Genomic DNA, 6,798 nt, shown 5'->3' with positions numbered 1-6,798 from the left:
TCAAGATGAAGCTAGGCGGACTCAGCCCTGTCGCATACAGAGCCAAGTCCGCCATGGCTTAATCAATAGCCGTCCAACTTTTGGGGCGCACTTCAATTTCCTGTGGGAGGGGCTTCAGCCGCGACTCCTGCACACCTCGGTCAGTTACCGACTCGGCGCCTCTCCCACCACCGTGGTGCGGTACATCTCCCGCCGCGCGCCGTGGTAGTCGGCAATTGGCTGATGCCAGGTGCAGCGGTTATCCCAGATCGCCAAGGTACCTTTGCTCCAGCGCATACGGCAGGTGAAGGCCGGCGCGGTCGGCAGATTGAACAGGTAACTGAGCAGCGGCTGCGCTTCCGCCGCACTCAAACCCTCGATGCCAACGGTGTAGGTCGGGTTGACGAACAGCACCTGACGCCCGGTTTCCGGGTGGCGGGTGATCAACGGATGGGCCCGCAGTTCATCGTCAACATTGCCGTAGCGCACCTGCATGTTCTCCAGCAAATCATTGTGCCGCGCCGCCGGGCCGTAGCCGCGTTCAGGACTGTGCAGGGCATTCAGGCCGGCAAGCAGCTCCTGCATTTTCGGCGACAGCCAGTCGTAGGCCTGACACAGGTTGGCGTACAGCGTATCGCCGCCAAAGGCTGGAATGTCCGCGCCGTACAGCAAGGTGAAGGCCGGTGGCCGCGCCTGAAATGACCAGTCGGTGTGCCAGGCGCCGCCGAACACGAACGGCGCTTTTTCATCGGCCTCCTTCAGCACATGGATCACGTGCGGGTGCTCGGCCATGGTCTGCACAAAAGGCTCGCGGCCGAATTCACCGAACTGCAAGGTCACTGCTTCAAGCTGGGCCACGCTCAGTTGCTGCTCGCGAATAAACAGCACCTGGTGGTCGAGCAACGCCGTGCGCAGTTCGGCGAAGCCCGCGGTGTGAAGCCGGTTGAGATCTACGCCGGTCACGTCAGCGCCCAGCGAGCCGGCCACTGGCACCACCTGAATGTGCTGGTAGTTCCGCGCGCGGTTATGGCTGGCCAGGGCATAAAAGAATTCAGTCATCGACGGGGCCTCTTGTTGTGGTCATGGGCGTGCGCAGCGATGAACAAAACCTTAGCCGCTGCGGCGGCGATGGGTGTGCATTCAGGCAGGTAATCCTGAGTGGATTTAGGACAAAAACTAGCCGTTTTTGGCCTCATAACGACGCATGGCGATAAAAAAAGTCGAAAAGGCGACATAAGCCTGATAAAAAGCATGCGCGGCGCCGCGTGCAAAATTGACCTCAGATCAGTAACCACGTGGCTTACAGCGATTTATGTAGTGAACCGTGAAAATTAACTGACCCCGTAGTCAATAAACCTGCCAGCTACAGTTTTGTCGCCGAAAAACGGCCGATAAACCTGATAATTATCATAATAAACAGCTAGTTACAGATGCAAAGCAAGCTAACGTATTGGTCGCGTCACTAACCTGCCTTGACCTGATGAACGGTTATTCACGTCAGGGATGCCAATGCCTCTGTAACAGGCATGGCATCAAGCTGCAGGCCCCATCGGCTGCTGCTTTGGGGAAGATGACAGATACCACTGGTCACAGCGTGACTTGTAGTTATCTCCAGGTTGGCCTTCAGAACTTCTTGATGGCCTTACGGTTCACCTGCAAAATGCCGCGCCCCGCTCTCGCAAGGCTGCCCGCTAGAGGTACCGAAGCAGGGATTGTGCTGATCCACCCCAGTGCGCCACCCGCAGTGCTCTGGTTTTTTTGAAAAAACGATCACGCAGGAGATATGAAGTGCACATTGGTGTTCCTCTAGAGACCTTTACTGGCGAAACGCGGGTAGCCGCAACGCCGGAAACCATTAAGAAGCTGATCGCCCAGGGCCATCAGGTGACTGTACAGAGCGGTGCCGGCGTTAACGCCAGCGTCCCCGACAGTGCCTATCAAGCCGTTGGCGCCAGCATTGGCGACGCCGCCGCAGCCTTGGGCGCCGACCTGGTGCTGAAGGTCGTGGCACCCAATGCCGCCGAGCTGGCTCAGCTCAAATCCGGCGCGGTACTGGTCGGCATGCTTAACCCTTTCAACAGCGAAAATATCGCGCAGATGGCTGAACGCGGCGTCACCGCTTTCGCCCTCGAAGCCGCGCCGCGCACCTCGCGCGCGCAGAGCCTCGACGTGCTGAGTTCGCAAGCCAACATTGCCGGCTATAAAGCCGTGCTGCTGGCCGCTCATCACTACCCGCGCTTTATGCCGATGCTGATGACCGCTGCCGGTACCGTGAAGGCCGCTCGCGTGCTGATTCTCGGCGCCGGTGTGGCAGGCCTGCAGGCCATCGCCACGGCCAAACGCCTGGGTGCGGTGATTGAAGCGTCCGACGTACGTCCAGCGGTGAAAGAGCAGATCGAATCGCTCGGCGCCAAATTCGTTGACGTGCCGTTCGAGACCGACGAAGAGCGCGAAGCCGCTGAAGGCGTTGGTGGTTACGCCCGTCCGATGCCGGCGTCGTGGATGCAGCGTCAGGCCGTGGCCGTGCACGAGCGCGCCAAGCAGGCTGACATCGTCATCACCACCGCACTGATTCCGGGCCGCAAGGCGCCGGTGCTGCTCAGCGCTGAAACCGTCGAGCAAATGAAACCCGGCTCCGTGGTCATCGACCTCGCGGCAGCCCAGGGCGGTAACTGCCCGCTGACCGAAGCCGATCAGGTAGTGATCAAGCACGGCGTGACCATCGTCGGTCACACCAACCTGGCCGCCCTGGTGGCAGCCGATGCGTCGGCGCTGTACGCCCGCAACTTGCTGGACTTCCTCAAGCTGGTCATCGACAGCGAAGGCAAGTTCCACGTCAACCTCGAAGACGACATCGTCGCCGCGTGCCTGATGTGCCGCGACGGTCAAGTCGTACGCAAGAACGGCTGAGGACAAGAAAATGGAAGAGTTGATCTCCCCCGGTATCTACAACCTGATCATCTTCGTGCTGGCCATCTATGTTGGCTACCACGTGGTCTGGAACGTGACACCTGCGCTGCACACCCCGCTGATGGCCGTGACCAACGCCATCTCCGCGATCGTGATCGTTGGTGCCATGCTGGCCGCCGCACTCACCGTCACCCCGCTGGGCAAAACCATGGGCACTCTGGCTGTGGCTCTGGCCGCGGTAAACGTGTTCGGTGGTTTTCTGGTAACCCGCCGCATGCTGGAAATGTTCAAGAAAAAAGCGCCCAAGGCCAAAGCAGAGGGTGACAAGTAATGAGCATGAATCTGGTAACGACCCTGTATCTGATCGCTTCGATCTGCTTTATCCAAGCGCTCAAGGGCCTGTCGCACCCGACCACCTCGCGTCGCGGTAACTTCTTCGGCATGCTCGGTATGGCCTTGGCCGTACTGACCACCGTGGGCTTGATCTACAAGCTCGGCGCCGAGATCGCCACCCAGGGCATTGGCTACGTCATCGTGGGTTTGCTGGTCGGCGGCACTGCCGGTTCGATCATGGCCAAGCGCGTTGAAATGACCAAAATGCCGGAACTGGTTGCCTTCATGCACAGCATGATCGGCCTGGCGGCAGTGTTCATTGCTATCGCTGCTGTGGTTGAGCCGCAATCGCTGGGCATCGTCAAGCAACTGGGCGACGCCATTCCAGCCGGCAACCGTCTGGAACTGTTCCTCGGCGCGGCCATTGGTGCCATTACCTTCTCCGGTTCGGTCATCGCCTTCGGCAAGCTCTCGGGCAAATACAAGTTCCGTCTGTTCCAAGGCGCACCGGTGGTGTTCGCTGGCCAGCACAAGCTCAACCTGATCCTCGGTCTGAGCACCCTGGGCCTGGGCCTGTTCTTCATGTTCACCGGCAACTACGCTGCCTTCGCTGCGATGCTGGCTCTGGCCTTTATCCTCGGCGTGTTGATCATCATCCCGATCGGCGGCGCAGACATGCCGGTCGTGGTGTCGATGCTCAACAGCTACTCGGGCTGGGCGGCGGCCGGTATCGGTTTCTCGCTGAACAACTCGATGCTGATCATTGCCGGTTCGCTGGTAGGTTCGAGCGGCGCGATCCTCTCGTACATCATGTGCAAGGCGATGAACCGTTCGTTCTTCAACGTGATCGGCGGCGGCTTCGGCGGTGCAACGGATGCAGCAGCCAGCGGCGGCGCCAAAGAAGCCCGTCCGGTCAAATCCGGTTCGGCTGACGACGCCACCTTCCTGCTCACCAACGCCGACACCGTGATCATCGTTCCCGGCTATGGCCTGGCAGTGGCCCGTGCTCAGCACGCGCTGAAAGAGCTGACCGAGAAGCTGACCCACCGCGGCGTGACCGTGAAGTACGCGATCCACCCGGTTGCCGGTCGTATGCCTGGCCACATGAACGTACTGCTGGCCGAAGCCGAAGTGCCGTACGACCAAGTGTTCGAAATGGAAGACATCAACTCCGAATTCGGCCAGGCCGACGTGGTGTTGGTATTGGGCGCCAACGACGTGGTTAACCCCGCAGCGAAGAACGACCCCAACTCGCCAATCGCCGGCATGCCGATTCTCGAGGCCTACAAAGCCAAGACCATCATCGTCAACAAACGGTCGATGGCCAGCGGTTATGCCGGTCTGGACAACGAACTGTTCTACCTAGACAAGACCATGATGGTGTTCGGCGACGCCAAGAAAGTCATCGAAGATATGGTTAAAGCGGTCGAGTAAGAACCGCGCTAGCGACACCCTTGAACCCCGGCCCACGAAAGCCGGGGTTTTTCGTTATGGGCGACGGAGATAAAAGACCCCTCACCCCAACCCTCTCCCGTAAACGGGAGAGGGGGCCTGACCGTGTTGGCCGGGAGATCGCCAATCTGTCCCCCTCGCCCGCTTGCGGGAGAGGGGCTAGGGGTGAGGGGCTCTTCTACGCGCTTTTCAGCGGGATTGAGCAGCTAGAACGCCGCAGCGCCGACGCGCAGCCAATCCCCTATTAGACGTAGGTATAAAGGCGCAATCCGGATGAATCCTTAGACTGTCGGCCTTTGTTCGTCCGTACCGTCCGAGGCTCCCCCATGTATACCGATCGCGTGCGCTTGCCCTCCTTGCTGGGCAAAGTGATGAGTGCGGCTGACGCTGCGTTGCTGATTGAAGACGGCATGACCGTCGGCATGAGCGGGTTTACCCGCGCCGGTGAAGCCAAAGCCGTGCCCCAGGCGCTGGCCGAGCGGGCCAAGCACTCACCCCTGAAAATCAGCTTGATGACCGGCGCCAGCTTAGGCAACGACCTCGACAAACAACTCACTGAAGCCGGCGTGCTCGCCCGACGCATGCCGTTCCAGGTCGACAGCACCCTGCGCAAGGCGATCAACGCCGGCGAGGTGATGTTCATCGACCAGCACCTGTCGGAAACCGTCGAGCAACTGCGCAACCACCAGCTCAAGCTGCCGGACATTGCGGTGATCGAGGCCGTGGCCATCACCGAACAGGGCCACATCGTGCCGACCACATCGGTGGGCAACTCCGCCAGCTTCGCGATTTTCGCCAAGCAGGTGATCGTTGAGATCAACCTGGCACACAACCCGAATCTGGAAGGCTTGCACGACATCTATATACCGACCTACCGGCCGACCCGTACGCCGATCCCGTTGACCCGCGTAGAAGACCGCATCGGCAGCGGCGCAATCCCCATCGACCCGGCCAAGATCGTCGCCATCGTCATCACCGACAAAGCCGACTCGCCCTCCACCGTGCTGCCGCCGGATGCCGACACCCAGGGCATCGCCAATCACCTGATCGACTTCTTTAAACGCGAAGTGGCGGCCGGGCGCATGACCGAAAGCCTCGGCCCACTGCAAGCCGGCATCGGCAGCATTGCCAACGCGGTGATGTGCGGCCTGATCGAATCGCCGTTCCACGACCTGACCATGTACTCCGAAGTACTGCAGGACTCGACCTTCGACCTGATCGACGCCGGCAAGCTGCGCTTCGCCTCAGGCAGCTCGATCACCTTGTCACAGCGGCGCAACGCTGACGTATTCGGCAACCTGGAACAGTACAAAGACAAACTCGTGCTGCGCCCACAGGAAATCTCCAACCACCCGGAAGTGGTGCGGCGCCTGGGCATCATTGGCATCAATACGGCGCTGGAGTTCGACCTGTACGGCAACGTCAACTCCACTCACGTAGGCGGCACCAAGATGATGAACGGCATCGGTGGCTCCGGTGACTTCGCCCGCAACGCGCACCTGGCGATCTTCGTGACCAAGTCGATCGCCAAAGCGGGCGCAATTTCCAGCGTGGTGCCAATGGTCAGCCACGTTGACCATACCGAGCACGACGTCGACATTCTGGTCACCGAACAGGGCCTGGCCGACCTGCGCGGCCTGGCGCCCCGTGAGCGGGCGCGAGTGATCATCGACAACTGCGTGCATCCGGATTACCGCGACGCACTGGACCAGTACTTTGCTGCAGCCTGTGCCAAGGGAGGCCACACCCCACACCTGTTACGTGAAGCCTTACAGTGGCATATCAATCTGGACGAAAACGGCCACATGCTCTGGCCTGTGGCGGACTCCGCCAAGTTTGCGTAAACAGCGCCAGCAATAAAAAAGGCGCAACAGGATCGCCTCCTGTTGCGCCTTTTTGTTGGCTGCTTGTTTCTTCATGCGCATCTGCGCAATTTATAGCCACAGCACCTCAGCCACCCTTACCCGCACAGTTACGCCAAAACCCGAGAAAATCTGTTTTCTACCCGGCACAACAGGGAAAACACCTTTCAAACAATTAAAACTGTACTGGTCTCCACCTGCTCAGAAGGTTAATCCTGGTCATGCCGTCAGGTTTTTATGAGTAAAAATGCCCCAATAAAGG

5 protein-coding genes are annotated in these 6,798 nt (G+C 59.7%); 4 read left to right on the top strand and 1 reads right to left on the bottom strand.

From position 1 onward, the window contains the following. Window positions 1–144: 144 nt before the first annotated feature. Window positions 145–1,038 (bottom strand): TauD/TfdA family dioxygenase, encoded by an 894-nt coding sequence (locus C8K61_RS24480; RefSeq protein ID WP_108099129.1) that lies wholly within the window; start codon window positions 1,036–1,038, stop codon window positions 145–147. Between the two features lie 729 nt (window positions 1,039–1,767). Between C8K61_RS24480 and C8K61_RS24475 the strand changes: the two genes are divergently transcribed. From C8K61_RS24475 to C8K61_RS24460, 4 genes are all read left to right on the top strand, one after another. Next, window positions 1,768–2,889: a Re/Si-specific NAD(P)(+) transhydrogenase subunit alpha gene (locus C8K61_RS24475; protein WP_108099127.1), complete on the top strand. Its 1,122-nt coding sequence runs from the start codon at window positions 1,768–1,770 to the stop codon at window positions 2,887–2,889. A gap of 10 nt (window positions 2,890–2,899) precedes the next feature. Beyond that, on the top strand, window positions 2,900–3,220 hold the full coding sequence (locus tag C8K61_RS24470) for an NAD(P) transhydrogenase subunit alpha (protein WP_108099125.1): 321 nt from the start codon (window positions 2,900–2,902) through the stop codon (window positions 3,218–3,220). Continuing rightward, window positions 3,220–4,656 (top strand): NAD(P)(+) transhydrogenase (Re/Si-specific) subunit beta, encoded by a 1,437-nt coding sequence (locus C8K61_RS24465; RefSeq protein WP_108099123.1) that lies wholly within the window; start codon window positions 3,220–3,222, stop codon window positions 4,654–4,656. The genes C8K61_RS24470 and C8K61_RS24465 overlap by 1 nt, the downstream gene beginning before the upstream one ends. 344 nt (window positions 4,657–5,000) lie before the next feature. Further along, window positions 5,001–6,518, top strand: coding sequence for an acetyl-CoA hydrolase/transferase family protein (locus tag C8K61_RS24460; RefSeq protein ID WP_108099121.1), 1,518 nt, complete (start codon window positions 5,001–5,003; stop codon window positions 6,516–6,518). Window positions 6,519–6,798 lie beyond the last annotated feature (280 nt).

The sequence above is a fragment of the Pseudomonas sp. GV071 genome, from assembly GCF_003050835.1.
Classification (GTDB): Bacteria; Pseudomonadota; Gammaproteobacteria; order Pseudomonadales; family Pseudomonadaceae; genus Aquipseudomonas.
Note: the sequence above shows the minus strand (reverse complement) of the source record. Positions and strands in the feature narration are given on the sequence as shown.